The 24,119-nt window shown below is 43.9% G+C and carries 20 protein-coding genes and 2 riboswitches; of the genes, 11 read left to right on the top strand and 9 right to left on the bottom strand.

The window, feature by feature from the left end:
- Positions 1-211: 211 nt before the first annotated feature.
- The 5 genes from V6252_RS04870 to V6252_RS04890 all read left to right on the top strand — a co-directional run bounded on the left by V6252_RS04870 (position 212) and on the right by V6252_RS04890 (position 5,005).
- On the top strand, positions 212-391 hold the full coding sequence (locus tag V6252_RS04870; protein WP_425355854.1) for a hypothetical protein: 180 nt from the start codon (positions 212-214) through the stop codon (positions 389-391).
- 168 nt (positions 392-559) lie between these two features.
- Positions 560-784: a hypothetical protein gene (locus tag V6252_RS04875; RefSeq protein ID WP_341609556.1), complete on the top strand. Its 225-nt coding sequence runs from the start codon at positions 560-562 to the stop codon at positions 782-784.
- Positions 785-970: 186 nt separating this feature from the next.
- Complete coding sequence (gene rtcA / locus V6252_RS04880) at positions 971-2,095, top strand: RNA 3'-terminal phosphate cyclase (RefSeq protein ID WP_341609558.1); 1,125 nt, start codon at positions 971-973, stop codon at positions 2,093-2,095.
- A 177-nt stretch (positions 2,096-2,272) separates the two neighbouring features.
- Complete coding sequence (locus V6252_RS04885) at positions 2,273-4,087, top strand: FMN-binding glutamate synthase family protein (protein WP_341609560.1); 1,815 nt, start codon at positions 2,273-2,275, stop codon at positions 4,085-4,087.
- A gap of 105 nt (positions 4,088-4,192) precedes the next feature.
- On the top strand, positions 4,193-5,005 hold the full coding sequence (locus V6252_RS04890; protein ID WP_341609561.1) for a phosphodiester glycosidase family protein: 813 nt from the start codon (positions 4,193-4,195) through the stop codon (positions 5,003-5,005).
- A 216-nt stretch (positions 5,006-5,221) separates the two neighbouring features.
- On the opposite strand, the gene V6252_RS04895 is transcribed toward V6252_RS04890, so the two are convergent.
- From V6252_RS04895 to V6252_RS04915, 5 genes are all read right to left on the bottom strand, one after another.
- Entirely contained in the window at positions 5,222-6,439 is a 1,218-nt protein-coding gene (locus V6252_RS04895; RefSeq protein ID WP_341609562.1) for a globin domain-containing protein, read from the bottom strand.
- Between the two features lie 311 nt (positions 6,440-6,750).
- Entirely contained in the window at positions 6,751-7,974 is a 1,224-nt protein-coding gene (locus V6252_RS04900; protein ID WP_341609564.1) for a vWA domain-containing protein, read from the bottom strand.
- Between the two features lie 153 nt (positions 7,975-8,127).
- Positions 8,128-8,991: an AAA family ATPase gene (locus tag V6252_RS04905; protein ID WP_101205695.1), complete on the bottom strand. Its 864-nt coding sequence runs from the start codon at positions 8,989-8,991 to the stop codon at positions 8,128-8,130.
- 299 nt (positions 8,992-9,290) lie between these two features.
- Positions 9,291-9,887 carry a hypothetical protein gene (locus V6252_RS04910; RefSeq protein WP_201570019.1) on the bottom strand — a complete coding sequence of 199 codons (597 nt, stop codon included), beginning with the start codon at positions 9,885-9,887 and terminating at the stop codon, positions 9,291-9,293.
- A 261-nt stretch (positions 9,888-10,148) separates the two neighbouring features.
- The gene (locus V6252_RS04915; RefSeq protein ID WP_057760762.1) at positions 10,149-10,469 is read right to left on the bottom strand and encodes a YcgL domain-containing protein; all 321 of its coding nucleotides are present in this window, start codon (positions 10,467-10,469) and stop codon (positions 10,149-10,151) included.
- A 249-nt stretch (positions 10,470-10,718) separates the two neighbouring features.
- A riboswitch (glycine riboswitch) is annotated at positions 10,719-10,858 on the top strand.
- 69 nt (positions 10,859-10,927) lie between these two features.
- Positions 10,928-11,076: riboswitch (glycine riboswitch) on the top strand.
- A gap of 168 nt (positions 11,077-11,244) precedes the next feature.
- On the opposite strand from V6252_RS04915, the gene gcvT reads away from it, so the two are divergent.
- The 5 genes from gcvT to V6252_RS04940 all read left to right on the top strand — a co-directional run bounded on the left by gcvT (position 11,245) and on the right by V6252_RS04940 (position 17,999).
- Positions 11,245-12,426 (top strand): glycine cleavage system aminomethyltransferase GcvT, encoded by a 1,182-nt coding sequence (gcvT, locus tag V6252_RS04920; RefSeq protein ID WP_341609568.1) that lies wholly within the window; start codon positions 11,245-11,247, stop codon positions 12,424-12,426.
- Positions 12,427-12,543: 117 nt separating this feature from the next.
- Positions 12,544-12,924, top strand: coding sequence for a glycine cleavage system protein GcvH (gene gcvH / locus V6252_RS04925; RefSeq protein ID WP_057760766.1), 381 nt, complete (start codon positions 12,544-12,546; stop codon positions 12,922-12,924).
- 352 nt (positions 12,925-13,276) lie between these two features.
- Positions 13,277-14,035 carry a nitroreductase family protein gene (locus V6252_RS04930; RefSeq protein ID WP_341609569.1) on the top strand — a complete coding sequence of 253 codons (759 nt, stop codon included), beginning with the start codon at positions 13,277-13,279 and terminating at the stop codon, positions 14,033-14,035.
- A 167-nt stretch (positions 14,036-14,202) separates the two neighbouring features.
- Positions 14,203-17,100: an aminomethyl-transferring glycine dehydrogenase gene (gene gcvP, locus V6252_RS04935; RefSeq protein WP_341609571.1), complete on the top strand. Its 2,898-nt coding sequence runs from the start codon at positions 14,203-14,205 to the stop codon at positions 17,098-17,100.
- A 209-nt stretch (positions 17,101-17,309) separates the two neighbouring features.
- Positions 17,310-17,999 (top strand): esterase/lipase family protein, encoded by a 690-nt coding sequence (locus tag V6252_RS04940; RefSeq protein WP_341609572.1) that lies wholly within the window; start codon positions 17,310-17,312, stop codon positions 17,997-17,999.
- 95 nt (positions 18,000-18,094) lie between these two features.
- Here V6252_RS04940 and V6252_RS04945 read toward each other — a convergent pair whose 3' ends face one another.
- From V6252_RS04945 to V6252_RS04960, 4 genes are all read right to left on the bottom strand, one after another.
- Positions 18,095-19,435 carry a ribonuclease D gene (locus tag V6252_RS04945; protein WP_341609573.1) on the bottom strand — a complete coding sequence of 447 codons (1,341 nt, stop codon included), beginning with the start codon at positions 19,433-19,435 and terminating at the stop codon, positions 18,095-18,097.
- A gap of 135 nt (positions 19,436-19,570) precedes the next feature.
- Entirely contained in the window at positions 19,571-20,164 is a 594-nt protein-coding gene (gene recR, locus V6252_RS04950; protein WP_057760773.1) for a recombination mediator RecR, read from the bottom strand.
- Positions 20,165-20,281: 117 nt separating this feature from the next.
- A complete protein-coding gene (locus V6252_RS04955) occupies positions 20,282-20,611 on the bottom strand; it encodes a YbaB/EbfC family nucleoid-associated protein (protein ID WP_045445429.1) in 330 nt (109 codons plus the stop codon).
- Positions 20,612-20,722: 111 nt separating this feature from the next.
- Entirely contained in the window at positions 20,723-21,997 is a 1,275-nt protein-coding gene (locus V6252_RS04960) for an O-succinylhomoserine sulfhydrylase (RefSeq protein ID WP_296211627.1), read from the bottom strand.
- Positions 21,998-22,443: 446 nt separating this feature from the next.
- Here V6252_RS04960 and V6252_RS04965 point away from each other — a divergent pair, with 446 nt between their 5' ends.
- Positions 22,444-24,078 (top strand): phospholipase D family protein, encoded by a 1,635-nt coding sequence (locus V6252_RS04965; protein ID WP_341609576.1) that lies wholly within the window; start codon positions 22,444-22,446, stop codon positions 24,076-24,078.
- Positions 24,079-24,119 lie beyond the last annotated feature (41 nt).

Below are 24,119 nucleotides of genomic sequence, written 5' to 3' on the forward strand. Positions count from 1 at the left end.
TTCGCTTTAAGATTTTATAGGTTGTTGATTACTAAAAATTCTAATATATAAGTTTATAAAGAGCCTACCATTGTATCAGTCGCCAATGCCCTTCTCGGCTGAAAATGATAGTTATCAAATTGATACGGGTTGGACTCCTGTCATGCCCAACATATATGAAGTGTTTAAAGTAAATAAGGTTAAGCATTTTAACCTCTTAAGGAAAACCAAAATGAAACTCGCAGAAGCCCTACTTATCCGTAGCGATATGCAAAAAAAGCTGGCTCAACTGAAGGGTCGTATCAACGCCAACATTAAAGTCCAAGAAGGCGATACGCCATCTGAGGACCCAAACGCATTGATGATTGATGCCAGCCAAATCATCGCTGAGCTGTGTAACAGTTTTGGCTAAAACCCATCTTCCCGACGCATAATCATTATCTAAAAAGGGCGACTTTAATACCCCCAAACGAATATAGATGCGGTAAACTAAAGTGTGTGTGGTATGTGACCACAGCGCAGATTTATAATGATTTTCACATTGAAAATTTGATAATGACTTTTATATGAGGAAATACCCATGATGAACATGAACGATATGTTAGGCGCTGTAACTGGTGGTGATAACGATAACAATGGCCTATCAGGCTTGATCGACAGCGCAAAAAACATCAGTAGCGAAGACATACAAAGATACCAAAGCATGTCAAAAGCTGAGCTATTAGATGAAATCAAAAACTCTGAGCACAGCGCAGCTGTCGTGACATTTATCAAAGAGTTATTAGCGAAAAAATTCAACAGCTAATCGTTGATATCTAAAGCTAAACGTTGATAGATTGATAGATGAACAGGGCCTAAAAAATATGCGTTATAACGTATTTTTTAGGCTCTTTTATTTGATAGTAATTGATAGTGAATTAAGCACGCACGATAAAACAATCACATCCCGCTTTACGAAAAATTAAACTTTGAGAGTGTACCAATGAGCTTTATGTCCAACCAAAGCGCCAATAATGCCAGTGCCCATACTGCGAGCACCAAGAGCGTGACCCTAAAAATAGATGGCAGCACTGGCGAAGGTGGCGGACAAATCATTCGTACCGCTCTCTCATTATCGATGCTGACAGGCATACCCATTGAAATGTTTAATATCCGCGCTGGGCGAGCCAAACCTGGGTTGATGCGTCAACACCTGATGTGCGTACAAGCCTCGCAGCAAATATCGAACGCTAGCGTATCAGGTGCAACGTTGGGCAGCACATCGTTTCGCTTTGCGCCGAATGCTATCAAATCAGGTGATTACCATTTTGATATTGGCTCGGCTGGCAGTACCAGTTTGGTGCTACAAACGCTACTTCCTGCTCTGCTTTTTGCTAATACAGATCCAAACATCAACTCAACAGTGAGTATAAAAGGCGGTACGCACAACCCTCTAGCGCCAACCACGGACTTTTTGCAGCAGGCATTTGTCCCTGCATTAGCGAAATTAGGCATGCACGTTGATATTGAATGCGTACAAGCAGGCTTTGCGCCCATCGGTGGCGGTGTGATAAAAGCAACCATTACACCTTTTATGCGCCGTGCTGATTCCAAGCCATTGACGCTAACCAAACGTGGAGCGCTGACAAATATCACATTAGTAGCCAGTGTCCTAAATTTAGAATATGACATTGGCAAACGTGAACTTGCCAGCGCTAAATCCGTACTGCTTGAAAGCGGAGTAGATGACTCACTTATTACTACCAAAGCCAATAAGCTAGACGGTATCGGTGAAGGCAATACTTGCTATGCACAGGTTACTCATGAATGTGGCGATCATCTGCATCACGAAATATTTACGCTACTGGGTGAAAAGCGTACGTCGGCGGAAAAGATGGGCAATCGCTTAGCAGGTTTAGTCAAACGCTATCTATTCAAAACCGATGCGCTGGCCGATGAATATCTAACCGATCAATTGTTGTTACCATTAGCTTTATCTGGTGGTGGCCAATTCACTGCACGAGTTATCAGCGAACACACTAAAACCCAATCATGGCTAATTGAGCAGTTTTTGCCGGTTAAGATTGCTTTTGACACTATTAATGATAGTCAAACTTTAGTACAAATTGTTTGTTAAAGTTTATGAAAGGGCATCCTCATTTCATAAATAGTGATTAATAGGACTAGGAACACACCCTAGTAGTATTACTACCCTGTTACCCATTGATACCGACGTAACGACGTCATGCGTGTATGATGTACGCGACAAATGTAAGCATCTTATTTATATCAATCATTACTATTGAGCCTCGCTATGCCTGAATCTCGTACCAATCTAAACCCTGAACCAAAAACCAGCTCGCCATATTTTATCGGATTATTACTTCGCTATAGCACGTTTGGCGCGGCGATTTTAATTCTGTTAGCGGGTTTATTGTTGGTAAGTTGGTGGCTGATTGTTATCGGTGGTTTGGCTGTGGCACTTGGTATCTATGACTTGATTCAGTCCAAGCACGCGATATTGAGCAACTACCCTGTCGCTGGACATATTCGCTATGTATTAGAGGATTTTCGCCCTGAGATTCGCCAGTACTTGCTTGAGGACGATAAAGAACAAGTGCCGTTTTCACGCCAGCAGCGCGCACTAGTCTATCAACGTGCTAAGAACGTTAGTGATACTAATGCCTTTGGTACATTGGACAATCTATATACCCATGGTAAAGAGTGGTTTTTGCAATCCACCATCAGTGCACCACTAGAGAACAAAGACTTTCGTATCATGGTCGGCGGTGAGCGTTGTCAGCAGCCGCATGACATGTCGGTATTCAATATCTCAGCAATGAGCTTTGGCAGTCTGTCAGCGAACGCTATCATGGCACTCAATCAAGGCGCAAAACTCGGCGGATTTACTCATGACACGGGCGAAGGCGCGATCAGCCCTTATCATCGCAAGTTCGGTGGTGATTTGATTTGGGAATTGGGTACAGGCTACTTTGGTTGCCGTGATGACGCGGGTAACTTTGATCCACAGTCTTTCGCTGAAAAAGCCGTCGATCCACAAGTTAAAATGATTGAAATCAAGCTTTCACAAGGTGCCAAGCCTGGTAAAGGTGGTGTCCTACCCTCTAGTAAAATCACCCAAGAGATTGCCGACACGCGCCAAGTGCCTACGGGTCAAGACTGTATCTCGCCCTCTTCGCATACCGCATTTAGCACCCCGCGCGAGCTGGTTGCCTTTTGGCAGCAGCTACGTGATTTATCAGGCGGCAAGCCAGTTGGATTTAAGCTATGTATTGGTCAGCCATGGCAGTTTATGGCGATTGTCAAAGCGATGATAGAGACGGATAACTATCCTGATTTTATCGTTATCGATGGTGCAGAAGGCGGCACAGGTGCAGCGCCCGTCGAGTTTATGGACAATGTCGGCATGCCAATGGTTGAAGGGTTTTTGCTCGTACATAATACCTTAGTTGGTGCAGGCATCCGTGACAAAATTAAGCTTGGCGTCAGTGGCAAGATCGTATCAGGCTTTGATATCGCGCGCATGATTGCGCTAGGTGCCGATTGGTGTAACTCGGCACGTGGCTTTATGTTTGCAGTCGGCTGCATTCAGTCGCGCTCTTGTCATACCAACACTTGCCCGACGGGTGTGGCAACTCAAGATCCATATCGTCAAAAGGCGCTCGACGTCCCTAGTAAGGCTGAGCGTGTTGCAAGTTTCCACAAAAACACGCTAAAATCGCTTGCCAGTATCGTAGGCGCGGTCGGTTTACAGCATCCTAGCCAATTGCAGCCGTACCATATCGCACGCCGCTTAGACGATGGGCAGATTAAGCTGTTATCCAAATTTTTCTATTTTGCTGATAAAGGCGCACTACTCGATCATAGTGCCCGTGCCGACGTATTTAACCAGATGTGGGTCATGGCAAACCCTGATAGCTTTTTAGCCAATAATGATGCGCTCATTGCTTATAACAAGGACTCACGCGATAAGGGCAAAGAAACTGGCGCGCCAACAGAACAAAGCGCTGGATATAGTTCTGAACATTTGACCAATCTCACCGATGGTGGGCGATTAATTGGTAATGTGAATAATACAATCCGCGACTTCCCGCCTGCTAGCGACTGAATAAGCGCCTGAATTGTTGTACTTAAAAAATAGTAATGAAAGTGTAATTAAGCAGTAGATAGCAGCCAAACTTAAATAATTTGTACATTAAAAGACGCGTGATTGATGCCAAGTTCTATTTTTACCTTATCCCTATCAACGATAGTGCTCGCGCTAGGCCTGAGCGCCTGCCAGCAGACAAATACCAATGCGGCTAGTAGCGACACCGATAGCTGGTCGTGTCAGACTGAAGACACACCTTTTACTTATAGTGTTTGCCGTGTCGATGCTACTGCGTTAGCGAGCGAGCGGTATTCATTACAACTGTTTTGGCAATCCTCTGATAACAATAAGCCTTTGCTAACCTTTGATACGTTATTGGCCACATTACCAAACAATGAGACCCTCAACTTTGCAATGAATGCAGGCATGTATAATGAAAACTATGCGCCGATTGGCTATACCGTCATCGAAGGCAAAGAACTCAAATCGCTAAATACAAAAGAAGGTGGCGGTAATTTTCATCTATTACCTAATGGGGTTATGTGGTGGGACAAAGCTGGCACAGTGCAAATCACCGAAAGTAATGCGTTAAATGAGCAGCTAAACAGTGGTGATGTGCAGCCTTGGTATGCGACGCAATCGGGTCCTATGCTGGTCATCAATAACGAGATACACCCACAGTTCAACCCTGATAGCAGCTCAATCAAACTGCGTAATGGTGCAGGTGTTTGCCGTGATGGCAGTATAAAACTCGTTAATAGCGATGAGCCTGTGACTTTTTATCAGTTTGCAGAGCTATTTAAGGATGAGCTGGGTTGTTCAAACGCGCTGTTTTTAGATGGTGGTATTGCCTCAGCGTTGTATGCGCCTAGTATCGATAAGCAAGACAAGAAAGAGATGGGTGTGATGATTGGATTGGTTGAAAATAAAGAGTAATGTTCCCTGATACTCTTTATTTTCAAATAAGATTAAAAAAGCAGTTAGCGTGATTATTTCATGCTAAGTGCTTTTTTATAAACGTTTATTTTGAATATTGTAGTCAAAGAACTCTAAAATGGGTACAAGGCAGCCGACTGCAGATTGTACAAACAGTACATCTAAGGAGGATAACACCGTAGCGGTTTAGTAGTTCACCGACTATATGTTAAAAACTTAACCACCCAAACTCATCTTAGGGCCAAACGGTTCGTAATGAACGCTATCGGTACCATGATCTAAGGCTACTAACCCGTCAATCATGCTCTCCATAAATGGCATCGAGCCGCACACATAGATATCGGCAGGTTTAGGCAAGGTAGCAAGCCATGTCTCATCTAATATCTGCCCAGACTCAAAGTAAAAGATATGTTTTTCTACGCTCTCAGCCTGTTCGAGTAATACTTCTACCTGATCAGAGAAAGCATGATGGGCGATATTTTGACATGCATAAACCCATATAATAGGTCGTTTAGGATTGGCTAATACTTGCGCCTCTAGCATAGACAGTACAGGCGTAACCCCGACCCCTGCACTCATTAATACCAATGGAATATCATTTTGCTGTACCAAATCTTGATTGAGCGCAAAGTCACCAGCTGGTGCCGATAATAAAACCGTATCACCGACTTCTAGTTGATCATGCATATAGTTAGAAACCAACCCATGATGCTCATTACGGTTATCACGTCGAACAGCAAACTGAATGCCTGCATCAGTACTGGCAGAGTATAAAGAATAATGACGTAAAGCTATATGGTCGCTGTCTTTTGGGTCTGTTTTCACCGTGATATATTGACCAGCGGTTAAGATCAACTTGCTCAAATCAATCTCTAAAGCGTTTGCTGAATCATTGCCCGAATTGTTCTCACTCTTATCGACTGGTACCACGGTAAAGGCTGCGATATCTGTAGCAACTGCTTCTTTTTTAGTGACCTTAAACAGTGCAAACCCCTGCCACATCGCCTGCTCATACATGCCATGTTCAATCTGAATAAATACTGAGGCGATCTCATCATAAGCTTCCGTCCAAGCGTCAATAATGTCATCGGTAGCCGCCTCACCTAGTACTTCTTTTATCGCCCCGATCAGATGCTTACCAACGATCGGATAATGCTCAGGCAAAATCTGTAAGGCTCTATGTTTATGGCTAATCTGGGTCACTTGTGGCAATAGCGTAGCCAGTTTGTCCAAGTGCTTGGCAGCGGCCAATACTGTCATTGCTAGCGCCGTCTGCTGTCTTCCCAATTTTTGATTGGTCTCATTAAAAATATCTAACAGCTCAGGATGCTCATTAAACATATTTTTGTAAAACACAGTGGTAATCGCAACGCCATGCTCTTCGAGTACAGGAACAGTTGCGGTGACGATTTCTAACGTTTTTGGTGAGGCCATGTTGTTTCTCTTAGTCATTAACTTCATTGGTAAATTGAGATGTTAAAAATAATCCGTCTAAACTGGCAATAATGAGTAGACCTTTTTACAGTGGTTATCAAAATTTTTAGCCGACTAATTCAGAAATACTTATAACATTCATTTTAAATGAATGTTAACACACTTTATTAGACATACCAATATAGGATGACTATAGAACCTATTTGCATCGACAAAAAACAGCCGCTATGTCGTCATAACGGCTGTTGTTATAAGGATTTAAGCTGTGTTAACAGACTTTATTTATTTATCAATCAGGCTGAATATCAAAATTACCGTGCCATATATTGAGTCATTTCTTCAACACCATGTAGCGTCATCGGATACATCTTATTTTCGAACAGCTTTTTAATTTCAACGATGGTCTGCGTATATTGCCAGTAGCTGGGGTTTTCAGGATTGAGCCAAGTTACTTTATCAAAATGCTCAAGTACGCGCTTCAACCATACGATGCCCGCTTCATTATTCATATACTCTACGCTACCACCGACTGTCATCAGTTCATAAGGTGACATAGACGCATCACCGACGAAGATAACACGATACTCTCGGCTATATTTATTGAGCAGCTCAAACGTTGGCATCGGTGCACTATGGCGACGATTGTTGTCCTTCCACACATAGTCATACAGGCAGTTATGAAAATAAAAGAACTCTAATGTTTTAAATTCATTTTTTGCCGCAGAAAACAGTTTTTCGAGCGCTTCGACATGGATATCCATACTGCCACCCACATCAAACAACATCAGCACTTTGACACGGTTACGGCGCTCCGCTTGCATATGTATATCGAGCACACCCTTTTTTGCTGTGCGCTTAATCGTCTCATGAATATCTAGCTCGTCAGCACTGCCTGTCCGCGCAAACTGACGCAGATTGCGTAGCGCCATTTGAATTTGACGAGTACCCAGCTGATTATCATCATCGAGATTGCGATATTTACGTTGCTCCCAGACTTTTGCTGCGCTACGTTTGCGAGACTCACCGCCGACACGTACGCCTTCTGGATGATCGCCATAGGCACCAAATGGCGAAGTGCCGCCCGTCCCTACCCATTTACTACCACCTTGGTGACGCTCTTTTTGCTCTTTTAACCGTTCTTCTAACGCCTTCATCAGCTCTTCAAGCGAGCCGTACTTTTTCAGTAGGCGTCTTTGCTCTTCGGTTAGATTCTTTGGGTCGAGCTTTAGATCCAGCCACTCTTTGGGCACATCTGTCAGCTTGGCCAACAGCTCATCCATATCGAGGCTATCAACACCTTCAAAATAATCCGCCATGGCCCGATCGAACTTATCAAAATGGCGCTCGTCTTTGACCATGCACAGTCGAATCAGCCGATACATATCTTCGCGGCTGGCAAAAGTAGTCAGTGTTGGATCTTCAGGATGCGACTGCATCATCAGCCCTTTATCTAATGCGGCATTGAGATCAAGCAGCTCGCGCGTACTGACTGGCACGCCATAAGTACGCAAGGTATAGAATAGTTTGATAAACATAAGAGTCGTATCACTTATTGGCTGATATTATTATCTGGTGATATTGCTGATATCATTAATTGGTACAGTTACAGATTGAGCGTTTGCATTGACTTTCACATCAGACATCCGATATCGGACATAAGACGTTAAAATCAACGCAAGCGGCAAACATTAGCGACGCATCATATTGGCAAAACGCTGTAATAAACTCACATCTGCTTCATTTTTGAGCAATGCGCCATATAACGGTGGGATAGATTTCTCGCCGCGCAGATTTTCTTCTAGCTCGTCCTGAGCCATATCATCAGCAAGTAACAAGGTTAACCAGTCGACCAACTCAGACGTTGATGGCGGCTTTTTAAGACCTTGAATACCACGCAACTTATAAAAGATATCCAATGCATCATTGACCAGTTTTTCTTGAATATCTGGAAAATGCACTTCGATGATTTGGCGCATGGTTTCTTCTTCTGGGAAATCAATATAATGGAAGAAGCAACGACGTAAAAACGCATCTGGTAGCTCTTTTTCATTGTTTGAGGTAATAATAACTACTGGACGCTGCGCAGCTGTAATAGTCTCGCCTGTCTCATAAACATAAAAAGACATCTTATCAAGCTCATGTAGCAAGTCATTTGGGAACTCGATATCGGCTTTATCAATCTCATCAATCAGCAGTACGCTACGCTCTGTACTGGTAAAAGCATCCCACAGCTTGCCCGGCTTGATATAGTTGGCAATGTCATAGACCTTATCATCACCCAACTGTGAATCCCGCAGGCGTGATACTGCATCGTATTCGTACAGTCCTTGCTCAGCCTTAGTCGTCGATTTGACGTGCCAAGTAATCAATGGCATGCCCAAACTTTCAGCGACTTCTTCGGCAAGCAACGTCTTACCTGTGCCAGGCTCACCTTTGATCAGCAATGGCTTTTGTAAGGTCATAGCGGCATTTACGGCCAGTTGCAAATCATCGGTAGCAATATAACTACTGGTACCAGTAAAGTTTTTCTTAGTATTGTCAGCTGTGGTCATAATCAGATCTCGATTGTTGTTATAGATAAGTTGTTATAAATGGATAGGTCTAAAACATAAATGACTAATAAAGGATAAATTAGTAAAGAATAAATTAGATTAGCACAGCCTGATGTATTGCCAAAATACTCATGCGTTCGCATTTATTAACAATTGTTATGTGCAATGTATAGTGAGCAATTATTTATATGTCTAATAAACAGTCGAGCATAAAAAAAGACACGCAGCGGTGTCTTTTTATTCGGGTATCAAATAAATTCTAAAACAATAGTACTATCTTAGTGCCTAGCCTATTTTTATCACTTATCAGACGTATCGCTATCTGTTTTTTTAGCCAATGTACTGTCTTTTTTTAAGTTTACATTGGTGTCAGGCTGTTCGGTTACGGTAGCGCCTTCTGGCAAATAACTGCCTGTGGTCATTTGCAACGTGGCCTGCGTATCTTCTGCGCTGCGGCTACGGGCTTTGTCCAAGCTAGATGCAAATGCGCTGCGTATCAACTGCCATACAAAACCAACAAACAACCCTGCGACCAGTATCACCAATATCGGCAACATATTGGCAACTGCACCTGCGTAATCTTTCATCATCACAGCATAGACGACGCTAATACTGGCTGGTGCAAGCTCGCTCGGATCGCCAAGCGCTGTACCTGGTGCTAGTAATACCGCGAACAGAACCATCCAGCTCATACCGCCCAATGGTTTTGGCAGTACACGAGCAACGAGTATCCATAGCACTAGTACCAAAACAGCACCGCCCAGATAAGCATACATCGGCAAATCAGCGGGCGGGACATCCTTTACCATTTGGCCCCACCAAATGGCAATCTCACCGAGAATGTCACTAATAGACTCTAGCGGTAAGCTATGTAAGATATTTTTTAACCAGTCCATGCGTGTTTATTTACCTGCGTTTATCGCCGGTGACACAATCTGTGTCTAGCGGTATATGTGCGTTCTGTAGAACCAGAATGAGGCCAACTACATAACAAACTTGTGCATTATGTAGGCTTATATATGCATTGCGTAGGGTGTCAGTTTATCACGACTCTCTACTCAAATGCATGTGAGCAAATGTGTCGTAGGTTTTTATCAACGCTGTTTTCAAGGTAGCGTACTGATATGTCCTACCACACTTACTTGCTGACAAATTTATTAATTGTAGATGCTGTCCTGCGATTCACGAGCACGCAGCTCTGCTTGGCGGCGCATCACGTCTTGCGGCGGCAACTGCACAAAGTAGCCTTGAGACTGTAATTTTGCCAGTACTTCTTCTTTATCGACACGAGCGAGCTTATCTTTAGTTGATAAGTCCAAATGCATGACGAACTTACTACGGCCTAAACCTGCACGGAAATCTTTTGGTAATACACCAAGCCAGTCTTTGATTTCATCAGTATCATCAGGATAATCAGGACGCGCAATGTAGATATACATGTCGTCGTGTTTGGGAAATTTATAAATATCGCAATGCATAAAAACCACCTATCAGAAACTATGGGCGTAGGTTAGCATATTTCAGGCAAATACCAGTAGTCGCTTTGCGTTTTGCTATCGTAATTTTTGTCAAAACACACAGATAAAACGCTGATATGAGAGATAAAAATATCATTGTAAAACATAACCTATTTGACAGACTTCCCTATCAAAATATTATTTTTGCCAAATTTATTTATTTTAATGGCTTTGATGACTTGTAAAAGCGCTTTGAACCTTTCATAATAAAAGCGTTTTTCAGGAGAGAGTTTATCAGCATCGTTTTTGTATTAAACCCTATTGGTTATACAACTATCGCAATTGTTAGATAACCACCGAAGGCGCATCCACCCTGCCAATCGCTCAGGTAAAAGGACTGAAAAACGCATGTCACTGTTGTTTGATAGTGTTTAGTAGTATGACGCTCATAGCGCACTACTTTTTTATCAAACATAAGGCATAACAAATCTGGAGAGTGGTAAGAACGGACGACGTCTTACCCACCGAAGGGGAGAAAATACGCTATCATCGATGATAGGGCTCATATAACTGCCCAAGAATGATGATTCGTGTTGAAAATCTCAGGTCACAGGACAGATAGGGCTTTAGCTTAAACTGACGTATAGCGTCTGTTTGGCTTACGTCTTCATCTTTGCTTTCTGTGTCACCCTTTGATGTGATATTTGCGCCTTGCAATATTGCTTCTCGCTACTTTTACGTTGCGCATCACTCCTTACTCTGCCGAGTACGACTGATGTACACATAAGGATTTGTTATGACTGATACCCATTCTCAAGACTCTAACAGCAACCAAGCTCCTCAGCGCACCCCTTTTTACCAGTCTCATATTGATAGTGAGGGCAAACTGGTCGATTTTTCTGGTTGGGAATTACCCATTCATTACGGTTCACAAATCGAAGAGCACGAAGCGGTACGTACAGATGCAGGTATGTTTGATGTCTCACATATGGTTGTGACTGATATCAAAGGCGCTGACACCAAAGCTTGGCTACAAAAGCTGCTCGCAAACGATGTCAACAAACTCACTACCGCTGGTAAAGCGCTGTACTCTGGTATGCTCAATGAGCAAGGCGGCGTCATCGATGATTTGATCGTCTATCTGATGAATGCAGAGGAAACTGAGTACCGTATCGTCTCTAACGCGGCCACTCGTGACAAAGACTTGGCACAATTTGATAAAGTCGCTGAAGGTTTCGATATTGCGATTACCGAGCGTCCTGAGCTTGCTATGCTCGCCGTCCAAGGTCCAAATGCTATTGCAAAACTGGCTCAAGCCAAACCAAGTTGGGCAGATACCTTAGCAGCACTAAAACCTTTCGTTGGTGCTGACTTGACCGATATCGAAGGCACCGATTGGTTTGTGGCTCGTACTGGCTATACTGGTGAAGATGGCGTCGAAGTCATTATGCATGCTGATGATGCCCCTGATTTCTTTGAACAACTAAAAGCAAATGGCATCAAACCTGCTGGTCTTGGCGCACGCGATACCTTACGTATGGAAGCGGGCATGAACCTTTATGGTCATGATATGGACGAGAATGTTAGCCCTTATGAATGCAACATGGGCTGGACGCTTGCACTAAAAGACGATCGCGCCTTTGTCGGCCGTGAAGCATTGGTCAGCAAACGTAAGCAGTCAAAAGAAGACAACACCGCTATGAAGCAAGTGGGTCTGCTATTGACCACGCGTGGCGTATTGCGTGAAGGCATGACAGTGACTATCAATCAAGGCACTGATAACGAGCAAACTGGCATTATCACCAGTGGCACATTCTCCCCTAGCCTAAAAAATTCAATCGCGATTGCCCGTGTGCCTGCCAGCTTATCAGAAGATGACAGTGTACAAGTCGACCTACGCGGCAAAGGTAAGTTCGTCGATGTACGCGTATTGAAGCTACCTTTTGTCCGTAACGGCAAGCAACAGTTTGACTCTTAGGTCTTATAAATTCTATCATTAGAGCGCGTTGTCATTTTACACATAATTATACAAATGACGACACGCCCAGCCTCCATTATTTTTGTTAATTAACCTCTATCACTTAGGAGAGAGACCATGAGCAACATCCCAGCAGAGCTAAAATATATTGCGAGTCACGAGTGGCTACGCCTAGAAGACGACGGTACGATCACTGTTGGTATCACTGACCATGCTCAAGATCTATTGGGTGATGTGGTATTCGTTGAGCTACCAGATGTGGGCGATATCATCGCTGTTGATGACGAAATCTCAGTTGTTGAATCAGTAAAAGCCGCTTCTGACGTTTATGCACCTATTTCAGGTGAAGTCATCGCTATCAACGAAGCACTAGAAGATGATCCTGAAATCATTAACTCTGACCCATACGGCGAAGGTTGGTTCTTCAGAATGAAGCCTGACAACATCGCTGACTACGAAGCACTAATGACTGCTGACGAGTACGAAAGCGACTTATAAGCTAAGCACGTAAGCTAAGCATGCTCTCACAAGACATTAGCATTTGTAAGACGTTAGCTTATACAAAGCACTAGCCCCGACTAAACATCATAGATACTGGCAGCAGCTGGTATCTATACTCTCTATTTAAATGATTTAAAAACCTTTCTCATTAAAAGTATTGGCTCATTGACCATGCTTATTATTTGAAAGTAGCTTTATATGTAGATCTCCAACAATCATTATCGTCCGATGTTATTGCTACCAAGCGTTATCTCATTGACTCGTATTGATCACTTATTCGAATCCCAATGAATACGTGCTATCAATAACGACGCAAACTGATAACCCAATTCTCAGCATGGATCCTAATATGAATGCCAACACCGATAATAAAGACCCCATTGCCACGCCAAACCATACGACACAGCTACAAGCGTTTCGCGATATCGTAGAATCACGCCGTTCCGTGCGCCGTTTTACTGACACACCTATCCCTGACGACGTATTGGCAGACTGTCTGCGTTTGGCCATGCTAGCGCCAAACTCTAGCAACCTACAGCCGTGGGAATTTTATGTTATCGATGATGCTGACAATCGCAAACGTGCTGTCAAAAACTGCATGAATCAAAATGCCGCAAAAACATCAGCTCGTTTGATTGCTATCGTTGCTCGTACTGATGTTTGGCACGATCACGCTAAGCAAGTATTGCGCGAATACCCTGATCAGCCAGTTCCTAAAAAAGTGAAAGACTACTACAACAAAGTCGTCACGATGGACTTCTTGCGCGGCCCAGCCAACGTGGTTTCGGCTGCGAAATGGGGTGCTACGCAAGTGGTCAGACGCGTAAAGGGCCCGATCAAATCGCCTTACTATACGTTTGAAGACACTAAAAACTGGGCAACCAATAACACCGCACTTGCCGCCGAAAACCTCATGCTAGCATTACGTGCTCATGGATTTGATAGCTGTGCTATGGGCGGCTTCGATGAGCCTGCTATGAAGCGATTACTAGGCCTAGGCGACGATCAGCATATCATTATGATGATTGGCGCAGGTGAACGTGCTGACAATGGCGTTTACAACACCCAGTTCCGTTTTGATCAAAAACAGTTTGTGCATTACGTATAACTCACAACTCAAACTATGATTTTATAGTCGGTTCAATATGATTTAGATACAAGGAAGCCGAGTGAAAGTACTACAAGTAGTAGACTAAACGAGACTGACACCGTATCTAATTCATAGAGGCTGGGCTATAGCTATTTTCTTTATTACTCCCTTAACCAAGGATTGTCATGACTATCTCTCAAAACCCATCGTTTGATACCTTTCAAGGATTGTTCAACGAAGCTGAATTTGTCTATCGCCACTTAGGTTCAAATGAGACCAAGCAAGCTGACCTACTCAGCGCTGTTGGTTATAAAGATATGCAAAGCTTTATCAATGACACTGTGCCTGAGCCAGTACGTTTGCACAAAGAGTTGGATTTGCCAGTAGCGATGAGTGAGCATGCTGCACTTGCCAAACTGCGCACGATGGCAGACGACATCACTGTTAACAAAAGCTATATCGGTCAAGGCTACTCTCCAGTTCGTATGCCTGCGGTCATTCAGCGCAACGTTCTTGAAAATCCAGGCTGGTATACCGCTTATACGCCTTACCAAGCGGAAATCGCTCAAGGTCGTCTAGAAGCACTGCTGAACTTCCAACAAGTATGTATCGATTTGACTGGTCTTGAGTTAGCTGGTGCATCATTGCTTGATGAAGCAACAGCAGCGGCAGAAGCGATGGCGATGTCAAAGCGTGTGAGTAAAAGCAAATCAACACAGTATTTCGTCGATGAGCGTGTCTATCCACAAACGCTAGATGTTATTAATACTCGTGCGAAATACTTCGGTTGGGAAGTGGTCGTTGGTGATTTTGAAACCGCTAAATCTGGCGACTATTTCGGTGCGCTATTTCAGTATGTTGGTGCTGAAGGCGACGTTAAAGACTTAACAGACGTCATCAGTGCCGTGAAAGAAAACAAGACCTATGTGAGTGTCGTCAGTGACATCATGAGCTTGGTGTTATTAAAATCACCAGCCGATATGGGTGCCGACGTAGCGCTAGGTAGTACTCAGCGTTTTGGTATCCCAATGGGCTTCGGTGGTCCACATGCCGCTTATTTTGCGTTCTCTGACAAAGCCAAGCGTTCAGCACCTGGTCGTATTATTGGTGTCTCAAAAGACGCACAAGGCAATACAGCTCTGCGTATGGCTCTACAAACGCGTGAGCAGCATATCCGCCGTGAAAAAGCCAACTCAAACATCTGTACGTCGCAAGTATTGCTGGCCAACCTCGCTGGTATGTACGCGGTATATCATGGTCCAGGCGGCGTGAAGCGTATTGCCACTCGTATTCATGCGTTTGCCACTGCGTTTGCTGATGCTATCACAGAATCTAACGACAGCAGCTTGAGCGTGGTACATGATCAATTCTTCGATACAGTCGTGGTTGATTGTGGTTCAGAGAAGCTTGCTACTCAAATCTTTAAAAATGCAGACAACGTTGGCTATAACTTATGGCGTCTAAGCGACACCAAATTGAGCGTTGCCTTTAGTGAAACCAGCGATCAGCAAGATTTCAACACCTTGACTCAGCTATTCGTCAACAAGTCACACGACCTACCTGAAACAGCTCGCGTCTCACTTGACAGCGCACACCTGCGTACGGATGAGATCTTGACTCATCCAGTATTTAACTCGCATCACACCGAACATGAAATGCTACGCTACCTAAAGTCGCTTGAAGATAAAGATTTGGCGATGAACCGGAGTATGATTTCACTGGGTAGCTGTACCATGAAGCTAAACGCCACCAGTGAGATGCTACCGATTACTTGGCCTGAGTTTGCCAACGTGCATCCTTTTGCACCGCGTGACCAAGTCACTGGCTATATTGCGATGATTGATAGTTTGCAAGATCAATTAAAAGCCATTACTGGTTTTGATGATGTCTCTATGCAGCCAAACTCTGGTGCCTCTGGTGAATATGCTGGTCTGTTAGCGATTCGCCGTTATCATGAGTCATTGGGCGAAACCAATCGCGATGTTTGCTTGATTCCGATGTCAGCGCACGGTACCAACCCTGCTACCGCTATGATGATGGGTATGCAAGTGGTCGTGGTCAAAACTGATGAAAACGGCAACGTTGATATCGATGATCTAACGGCAAAATGTGAAGAATACAGCGATCGCCTAGGTGCGCTAATGATCACTTATCCATCGACGCATGGTGTGTTCGAAGAAGGCATCCGTCATATCTGTGATTTGACTCACAAGCATGGCGGTCAGGTCTATATGGATGGCGCGAACATGAACGCTCAGGTAGGCATGATGCAGCCTGCAGACGTTGGTGCTGATGTATTGCACATGAACCTGCACAAAACCTTCTGTATCCCGCATGGCGGCGGTGGTCCAGGCATGGGCCCTATCGGTATGAAAGCGCATTTGGCAACGTTTATGGCCAACCATACCTTGAGCCCTGTACACAATGCACAAAAAGACTGCTCAGCAGTATCAGCAGCACCTTATGGTTCAGCAAGCATCTTGCCTATTTCGTGGATGTATATTGCTATGATGGGCCGTGATGGCTTACTAAAAGCAACGGAGTTGGCATTACTGAATGCCAACTATGTGGCAGCTGAACTAAAAGGTCACTACCCTGTCTTGTATGCAGGCAAAAACGGCCGTGTGGCTCACGAATGTATCATCGATATTCGTCCGTTAAAAGAAGAAACTGGTATCACAGAAAGCGATATCGCTAAGCGCTTGATGGATTATGGTTTCCATTCGCCAACGATGAGCTTCCCAGTCGCAGGCACGCTTATGATTGAGCCAACAGAGTCCGAATCAAAAGAAGAGTTGGATCGCTTTATCAGTGCGCTAAAATCTATCAAAGCTGAAGCCATGAAAGCCAAAGCTGGTGAAGATAACTGGACACTAGAAGACAACCCATTGGTCAATGCACCGCATACGGCTGCTATGATTACTAGTGAAGAGTGGACGCATCCTTACAGCCGTGAGACGGCTGCATTCCCACTGCCGTACATTCGTGCAAACAAGTTCTGGCCAAGTGTCGCGCGTGTCGATGATGCGTATGGTGATAAGAACCTAATGTGCTCTTGCCCAAGTATCGAAAACTATATGTAATTATCATTTTTGATAACAGCTCATTTATTGTCAAAAAACCTCCAAGTCAGCAGCTGACTTGGAGGTTTTTATTTTGCTGACTTTTTATCTATTATATTAGCAGGTAATATTATCAATAAAATAAACGATAAGAACTCAGTGTAATAAAAGCTTATATCAACAATAAGCTATTTATATTAAATTTCTTACGCAATCATTTGGACACTATTATGCAACATAAAGCGCCTAAACAAAAAACTCGCGTCATTCTAATACATGGGCTACACCAAACTCCATGGATCATGCGACCATTAGCCAAGCGCCTGCAAGCAGTAGGATTTGATACCCATCAATATGGCTACCGTAGTATGCGTGATGGCATCAAAACCAATAGCGCTCGCCTAAATAGCTGGCTAGAAACAAACCATCACCCAGATCATCCTATAGATTTGGTCGGGCATAGTTTAGGTGGCTTAATCATTCGTGATTTTGTCGCTCAGTATCCAAAATGGAAAATTGGACGTTGTGTGACTCTAGGGACACCGCATATAGGCAGTGTTTGTGCAGATTATATCTGGCGACTGACTCCTGTTGTCGTAGGTCGCTCGTATGTCGACGCACTCGACGGTACAATCGCACCATTGCCCAAACATGTGACGCTAGGCGTCATCGCTGGCAACCGACCTTATGGTCTAGGTCAGCTATTTTTGCAATATCACAATCGCAAACTGCGCAAATCTGACAAGCCACTTCTTAACGAGCAACTTGCACATGACGGGACAGTATATATAGAAGAGACGAAAATAGAGGCGGCAGCTGATCATATCGTCTTGCCAGTCTCGCACACTGGCATGCTAGTGAACCCAGATGTCGCCGAGCAGACTCGATACTTTTTAGAGCATGGACGATTTAAACGCTAAGAGCTGTATGAATACTTGAAGGTCAGTTCTTAGTCTTGTCGAACGACTTCTTGTTAAACGGTGCCTTATCGAACGCTGCTTTATCGAACGATTCCTTATTGAACACGAATACCCATACCCTGCTGCAGTTCAGTTTTATGCTTTTTGATGACTGGAATTAAGGTTTTAACAACCCAATCGTTACGCCAACCTTTTAGCCCTTGTGGCAGTTCGCTCACGTCTTTATCAAGAGCAACCACTTCATATAATTGCCCTAGCCATTTTTTACGCATCAATACGCTAGCAGGTATACCGATCTCGCGCGCATGCTCATCAATCGCTTGCTGTACTGCTTTTGATAATACTTTGTTTTTTGAGCGATATGGTGGCACTAGACAGTCTGGATGCTCTGTAGGCAGTAGACTCTTGGCATCTCTGATTACTTTCAGCAGCTCTTCGCCATATAGTCGCAGCATACTACGGTGCATGGTTGTTTTATGTGCCAGCTCTCGCATGCTGTTTGGCTTTTCAGTGACAATCTCTCGTACTGCTTGTTTTTTTATCACAAAGGTACGGGGTTGATTGGTCGCACGAGCCAGCTCTTCTCGCCATGTAGCAACCCCTTTGAGTATCGCCATTTGCTGTGAGTTATAGCGATAATCTGCCATCGTTAGATACATCGCTTCATCTTCGACGTGCTGCGTGTCATACAAATCACTGGCATATAGCTGACAGTCAGCCCAGACATAATCATATAACCCTTGCGCCTTAAGCGCATGTTCGATACTGAGATACAGTGCTGGCAAATAACGCACATCATCGATGGCATACTGCTCTTGCTCATCTGTCAACGGGCGCTGGAGCCAATCAGACTGACTATGTTCTTTATCGATATGCATATCTAGCTGATCAGCCAGTGCCTGCTGATACCCCATTTGCAATTGACCCGTTAGATAAGACAACGCAATTTGCGTATCAAAAATATTGGTCAACGGTGGACAGCCAGACAACAGATAAAAAATGCCCAAATCTTCGCCGCAAGCATGCCAGATAGCCACATCTACTTTGCGTAACGCTTCCCACAGTTCAGTCAGTTGTAGCTGCGGTGCATCTAGCAAATAAACATGATCGCCAGTATTTAATTGTACCAGTGCCAAGCGTGGATAATAAGTGTCTCGCTTGATAAACTCAGTATCTAAGGCCACGCGTCCGCAAGTCGCTAAGGCATCGATGACCTCATCTAAATCGCCTTGCTTACGTACCCATGTAATAGCAACGTCATCAGCAATATCCAATAGTGCATCAATATCTAGCACCTCAGCATCTGGAGTATTAGATACTGACTCAGATGAAGTGGCTGCTGACATTGGCTCAGTATTAGCGGCTTCTTGTAATGAGCCATCATTGATATCAGAAGCATTTGTTTGAGATAAGGCGTTTGAAACGTTATTGGACACGGGCAGATACCTGCATTAATAGGAGAAAATAAAACGCTAAACCGCGCCTTAATAAAATTAAAAGATAAACAATAATAAAGTAATTATAACAATTCCAAGAAATGAATTGGGTAAGACTTTGACGCAATCAAAACATTATAAAAAAGAACGATTTTGCATGGCTTGACCGAGCGTCATACTATCCAAATACTCAAGCTCGCCGCCCATCGGGACGCCTTGTGCTAAACGCGTCACTTTATTAACATGACGACTGACAGCTTCACTGATAAAGTGCGCCGTAGTCTGACCTTCGACAGTCGTACCTGTTGCCAGTATTAGCTCTTCGACAGGCTCTTGCTTCACTCGCCATACGAGCTGATCAATATTTAAGTCATCAGCGCTGACACCATCAATTGGCGATAAATGCCCGCCCAACACAAAATAACGACCACGGTAACCAGCTGTCTGTTCAATCGCCATCACATCTGCTGCTGTCTCGACCACGCATAGCAGACTGTCATCACGTCTAACATCTTGGCAAAGCGGACATACAGCCTCATCACTAAAGCTATGGCAACGTTGACATTCAACAATATCACGCATGGCTTCATCTAGTGCTTGGGCGAGTGCCATGCCTTGTGGGCGTTTTTTACTGAGCAGATGTAGCGCCATTCGTTGGGCACTTTTTTGACCGACGCCTGGCAATATACGCAGCTGTTTGACCAGCTGATCAAATTTGGCTGTAAGCAAAGTAGCTTCCTTTAGTTGACTTTATCTAACTGAATTTATAAATCGTAGCTATAAAAATGGGGTCGTATCGTGTCGATAACAACCCCATTTTTGTCTTCAGTATGAAGTATTTAATGCTTAAAACATGCCTTGCATACCTGGTGGCAGACCCATACCTGAAGTCGCGCCAGCCATCGTTTCTTCGTAGAGTGCATCTGCTTGACGAACCGCATCATTGATAGCAGCAGCGATAAGATCTTCGATCATATCTGGCTCATCTTCTAGCAGACTTGGATCAATAGTCAAACGCTTAACCACATGACGACCAGTCATCGTGACTTTAACTAGGCCACTGCCCGCTTCTGCTTGTACTTCTTTGTTAGCAAGCTCTTTTTTAGCGTTTTCAACGTTTGCTTCTACTTTCTTTTGCATCGTTTGTGCTTGTTGCATCAATGCTTGAATGTTCATAGTTGCCTCTTTTGTTATTTATGGTTTGTATTTTATGCTAGTGCGTATAGTAATGAATAATTAATAACGTAAAGTTAATGCAATGCGTTAGTGCAGATTATACCGTTATCTTTACAAACTGTCTAAACCACGTGCCAAGTCTTTGATAATATCTTCCACATCTTCCAGACCTACCGATAGACGAATCAGACCGTCTTTAACGCCAGCTTCGGCACGAGCTTCAGCAGTTAGACGGAAATGCGTGGTGGTTGCAGGATGAGTAATCGTGGTTTTGGCATCGCCCAAGTTATTGGTGATAGAGACCATTTGTGTTGAATCAATCACATGCCACGCCGCTTCTTTGGTATCACGGCTATCAGATGCCTTGACTTCAAAACCCATGATAGCACCGTAGCCATCTTTCATATGATGCTGACGTGTAGCAAGCTCGTGCGCAGGATGGTCACTCAAGCCTGAAAAGTGTACGGTACTGACATTAGGATGATTGACCAAAAATTCTGCCACTTGATTGGCATTTTGGCAATGCGCTTGCATACGTAACTTGAGCGTTTCGAGCCCCTTGGTAAATACCCAAGCATTAAATGGACTCATGCTGATACCGCCTGAGCGCACCACGGTAAACGCTTCTTGCATCAGTTTATCACTACCGACCAGCGCGCCGCCCAATACACGACCCTGACCATCCAAATATTTGGTCGCAGAGTGAATGACCACATCCGCACCCAAGTCTAGCGGGCGCTGCAATGCTGGCGTTGCAAAGCAGTTGTCAACGACGAGTAATATGTCATTGGCTTTACATAGCTGACTGAGATAACCAAGGTCGCAGATCTGCGCTAGTGGATTGCTTGGGCTTTCGCAATAGATCACCTTGGTGTTTGGTTGAATAGCATTTGCCCATGCCTCATTATCGAAGCAATCAACATAGCTGACTTCAACACCGAATTTGGCCATATAGTTGTTAAACAGACCGATAGATGAGCCGAATAATTGGTTAGCCGCGAGCAGATGGTCGCCCGCTTTTAGGTATGCCAAGCACATGGTCAAAATAGCGCCCATACCAGAGGCCGTCGCAACCGCGCGTTCTCCGTTTTCTAAGGCAGCTAAACGACGCTCAAAAGTACGTACGCTTGGATTGGTATGACGAGAGTAAACATTGCCTGTTTTTGTACCGTCAAAATGAGCAGCGGCATCAGCGGCTGAACGATAAACGTAAGAGCTGGTGGTAAAAATAGGCTCTGAATGCTCGCCTTCGTCCGTACGGTGTTGACCTGCCCGCACTGCGATGGTCTGCATGCCATAATCAAGCCCTAAATCTAAGGCATCATTGCGCCAGTTTGGATCTAACTTGTTCAAACTGCTCTCATCATGGTTTTGCGACTGACTCATAAACGTTCCGTTACTTTGGTTGGTATTTTATTGATTAGTATTTTATTGGTTGATCTTTTAATTTAAATAAAATGACTGCTTATTCTTCTGATTATCGACCGAATTCATCAGCGTTATCATATCATGTCGACTTATTCCACACAGCTGGTTTCAAATGGCCACTAAATATTATTTTCGAATACCAAAGATGTATCAATTCTACTACTTAAAATCTGCCACATATATAGTTAAACACTACTTAAAAAACGATGATTTCGTGCGCTAAATCTAACAAAAATAACGTATTTATAATAGGCAGATATCGCAACAGCTGCTAAGCTTAGCGACGATTTAGATTTTGCCACGCGTAATACAACAACAGTTTGGTAATTCATCTAACAAGAGTGTTTCAAGCACTCAGAATCATTATTTATCAGTACATTTAGGCTCATTAAGGTAAATTCGTTATGTCGATGTTCAGTATAGAACCAAGCAGCTTATCGTTGAGTCTAACCCTAGGACTGACTTTAGGTCTTAGTGCTTGCCAGAGTTTGCCCAAGCAGCCACATTTACCGGAAAGCCAAGCACTATCAGCGCGTGTAGAGGCGCTATATTCAGATAATCAAACGACACAAGGTGAGCCGAACAAGGCTAGCAGCACTGATTTGGTCTCGGCTATTAGTGCGCAGAACGATATTCACCCTGATTTGTCTGGTTACCATCCAATCGTGACCGGAGCGAATGCTTTTGCTGCTCGTAGCATCTTGACAGATATGGCCACGCGTAATATTGATGCGCAGTATTATATTTGGCATAACGATCAGGCTGGCCAGCTTCTGTTAAAAGACTTATGGGACGCAGCTGAGCGCGGTGTGATTGTGCGTTTGTTACTAGATGATTTTAATAATAGTGCCAAGTTCGATCAGCATTTATTACGCTTTGCCAGTCATCCCAATATCGCGGTGCGCATTATCAATCCTTTGATGCATCGTAAGTTTCCAACACTGAACTACGTGACTGGTCTGCCGCGTATCAATCGCCGTATGCACAATAAAAGCATGACCTTTGATAAGCAGATTACTATCATTGGTGGGCGTAATATCGGCAACGAATACCTTAGTAATGATCAAAGCAGCCAATTTGCAGATTTGGATGTCTTACTGATTGGTAAAGTCGTCGCAGATATTGATAACAGCTTTTATGACTATTGGTCATCGCCTTTATCATTTGATATCGAGACCTTAGCGGAATTTGATGATGACGTCACGCCTGATTTTTTAAAGGCCTTAGATAAGCTCGGTCTGGATGAAGAAAACAACGAAGGCAGCAGCTTAACGGTTTATAAAGCTGCGATCAAAGACTCTACGATTGATAGTGACTTGATTAATAAGCGTGTGCCTTTCCGTTGGACCGACATGCAGTTCTTAAGTGATGATGTTGGCAAACTAAGTAAAACAGTTCCTGCCGATACCAACCTGGTTCATCAGTTGCGTAACTTGCTTGGTAGCCCAACCAAGAAATTGACGATTATTTCTTCTTATTTTGTACCGACCAAAGATGGCGTCGATACGTTGGTTAAACTGGCTGAAGCTGGTGTCGATATTAAGATATTAACCAACTCATTTGATGCGACCGATGTGACTGCCGTTCATTCTGGTTATAGCCAGTGGCGACCTCGCCTGCTTCGTTCAGGTGTCAAAATATATGAGCTTAAATCGACCGCTGCTGAAGAAAAACGTGATAACAAACTGTGGCGAGCCCGTAGCCAATCATCGACCAGCTTGCACGCAAAAACGTTTGCAGTAGATGACTATCAAGTCTTTATTGGTTCATACAACGTTGACCCGCGCTCTGCCAATATCAATACCGAAATGGGTGTAATCATTAATGATGACGAGCTAGCAAGGCAGCTGCATGGTGCTTTGAGCGACGATCTATTAAATCAAGCATATGAAGTCAAGCTACTGGAAAATGGCAATCTGCAGTGGCACACCATGGAAAAAGGCGAAAAAGTAGTCTATGACTCCGAGCCACGAGTGGACATGGGTGACCATGTTTGGCTAACCATTATGTCTTGGTTGCCCATTGACTGGCTGCTGTAGATACATAACTTATTAATTTCGACAGTTCTAGAATATTTAGT

The organism is Psychrobacter proteolyticus (assembly GCF_038155145.1).
GTDB lineage: Bacteria > Pseudomonadota > Gammaproteobacteria > Pseudomonadales > Moraxellaceae > Psychrobacter > Psychrobacter proteolyticus_B.